Origin of the sequence: Streptosporangium heterodermiicola, from assembly GCF_051390675.1 — a bacterium.
GTDB lineage: Bacteria > Actinomycetota > Actinomycetes > Streptosporangiales > Streptosporangiaceae > Streptosporangium.
Map to the genome: position 1 here is coordinate 1 of NZ_JBPJSR010000133.1, position 298 is coordinate 298.

The 298-nt window shown below is 72.8% G+C and carries 1 protein-coding gene; it reads right to left on the reverse strand.

Going from position 1 to position 298, the window contains the following annotated elements; translation table 11 throughout:
• The coding region (locus ACSC1Q_RS43215) for an SDR family NAD(P)-dependent oxidoreductase (RefSeq protein WP_436764548.1) at positions 1-298 on the reverse strand (298 nt) is incomplete at both ends.

Below are 298 nucleotides of genomic sequence, written 5' to 3' on the forward strand. Positions count from 1 at the left end.
GATGCCGTCGTCCAGCACTCCGGCGGTGTGGATAACAGCGGCCGGCGGGACCGACGCGATCAACCGTGCCAGATCCTCGCGATCGCCGACGTCGCAGGCTTCGATCGTGACCGTGGCGCCGAGGTCGGTGAGCTCGGTGGCCAGGTCGGTGGCTCCGGGGGCTTGGGGGCCGCGTCGGCTGGCCAGCAGCAGGTGACGCACCCCGTGGGCGGTGACCAGGTGTTTGGCCACGACCGCGCCCAGCCCGCCGGTGCCACCGGTGACCAGCACCGTGCCCTCCGGACCGAACACCGACCGC